General features: G+C 44.6%; 3 protein-coding genes. All 3 read right to left on the bottom strand.

Features of this window, described 5'->3' with window-relative positions:
- Positions 1–160: 160 nt before the first annotated feature.
- The gene (locus ACEW8P_RS05225) at positions 161–634 is read right to left on the bottom strand and encodes a hypothetical protein (RefSeq protein ID WP_373512049.1); all 474 of its coding nucleotides are present in this window, start codon (positions 632–634) and stop codon (positions 161–163) included.
- An 8-nt stretch (positions 635–642) separates the two neighbouring features.
- Positions 643–1,671 (bottom strand): IS630 family transposase, encoded by a 1,029-nt coding sequence (locus ACEW8P_RS05220; RefSeq protein ID WP_373512048.1) that lies wholly within the window; start codon positions 1,669–1,671, stop codon positions 643–645.
- A 24-nt stretch (positions 1,672–1,695) separates the two neighbouring features.
- On the bottom strand, positions 1,696–1,921 hold a 226-nt coding region (locus ACEW8P_RS05215; protein ID WP_373512047.1), incomplete at its 5' end, for a glycoside hydrolase domain-containing protein.

The raw sequence follows: 1,921 nt of genomic DNA, 5'->3' as shown, positions 1-1,921 counted from the left end.
GATTGGGTGCTGCTGAAGAGTGAAAGCGGATTGTCGGAAGCGGATTGGTCAGGTGATGGGGTTCACGGCTTTACTGTTCCCTAAGTAAATATCGGATGGCCTGCTACCCATGGACTAGACACATCAATATGGATAGATTTAGTAAACCCTTGGTAGCAGGTCATGTTCCTGATTCTTCTTTATCCAGCTTTACGGCTCGGCGTACCGTACCACGTTCAACAACAGTTGTCTTAGCCCTAATCTCGCCTTTTGAAGAGATTCGTGCAGGCAGGTTTTTTGAAATAAAGTGAAATGCTTGCCTACCTAGATCGGCAAAACCGAAATCGATGGTTGTTGGGTATTCATCTGTATAGCGATTGACGTTATCGAAACTGATCACATCCATATACTTGAGAAAATCCACTCCTTCTGTTAACAACCACTGAATCACTTCATTTGCTAATAAGTCTCTAGGGAAAATCAACAAATACCGTTGCTTTTTTTGTAAAAGGGGAAGCAGTTCTATCGCAACGACCATCCACTTTACCCAGTAATTATCACTGGTATTTAATTTATTGCTAAGTCCCGTGTGCGATATAATTAATGTGATTAAAAAGCCTGGATTTTGATAGGTTTTATTTACTACCCGTCTCATTGATATAGCTACGTTTGCAGTACGTATCTGACATGTCGCTCTTGAAAAAATGCCCGGACTCTTTCGGGTCTTTTTTGCAGGGATCGCATATATCCCATTACATTGCCTTCAAGGTCATCTTGATCTTTAATTAAACTGCGGCTTATGTTGCCCTTTAGTGCATTCCACACCAACTCATCCGGATTCAGCTCAGGTGAGTAAGGGGGGAGGAAAAAGAGCTTGATGCGCTCGATGTTCTCCTCTAGGAATTTCTTGACTAACTTAGATTTGTGCGCTGGGTGCCCGTCCGTTATAATAAAGACCTTTCGCGGAGTCGTTTTCATAAGACGATTTAAGAATTCCACGAATTCCTTTGCTCCAAATGAGCCTTTGGTGAACATGAATCTCAATTCACCACGCGGACTGATTGCCGAAACAAGATTCAAACTGTAGCGCCGCCCTGTTCGCTTGACTACAGGGGTTTTACCAATTCTACCCCAGGTCTTTCCGACGGCGGCATCCGAACGAATTCCGGATTCATCCTCGAAATAGATTTCGGCCCCTTCCCGCTTGGCCTGTTTCTGTATCTGAGGGAATTCCTTTTTGAGCCAAGTCTTGACCAAATTTCCACTTTGCTCATAGGCTCTTTGTACTGGTTTTTGAAAGCTGAGCCCCAACCGTGCCATCAAGCGACCCATGGTTGCTTTGGAAAGCTTTAAGCCAAAGCGCCGACGAACGCATTCTTTCACGCCAGCCAAGGTCCACAATGCGAAGGGTAGCTTCATTTGTTCCGGAGTGGTATCCACCAACATATAGTAGAGACTACGCATTTGCGTTTCGGTCAAAAGACGGGATTTGCCAGGAGCCTTTTTTCGTTTCAAGCCGTTATATCCGCCATTGGCGAATCGAGTCATCCATCGATATACTGTGACGCGATTAACTCCCAGGACCTTGGCGATTTGCTCGGGACTTTCGCCCTTGCGAATTTGAGAAACAGCCCGGATCCGAAGTTCTGCAAGCGCCTCTCGATCCATTTTCCGAGCATCATTGTTCTTCATTCTTAAAATATAATTACAATCAGCTTATGTTTCAATATCTATGAGACGGTTAGTAAAATCTCCAATCATGTACTCAAGTGTTATGGAAACCTCCCCCTCAACCATCCCATGTGACATGTATTCACGTTTAGAAGGGGTTTTGTTATCCTGGGATTTCATAAGATCCAGGGCGGCCTCGACATCGAAATTTTTGGCTCCCATGGCATATCCCGATCCAAAAATCATGAGTGCGGGATCACCGACCATAATA

The sequence above is a fragment of the Persicitalea sp. genome (assembly GCF_041751555.1).
Taxonomy (GTDB): Bacteria; Bacteroidota; Bacteroidia; order Cytophagales; family Spirosomataceae; genus Persicitalea.
This window is presented reverse-complemented; position numbering and strand designations above follow the sequence as displayed.

Coding starts and splice junctions, on each gene's coding strand:
- ACEW8P_RS05225 (WP_373512049.1), bottom strand. CDS start 634: ATGAGACGGGTAGTAAATAAAACCTATCAAAATCCAGGCTTTTTAATC.
- ACEW8P_RS05220 (WP_373512048.1), bottom strand. CDS start 1,671: ATGAAGAACAATGATGCTCGGAAAATGGATCGAGAGGCGCTTGCAGAA.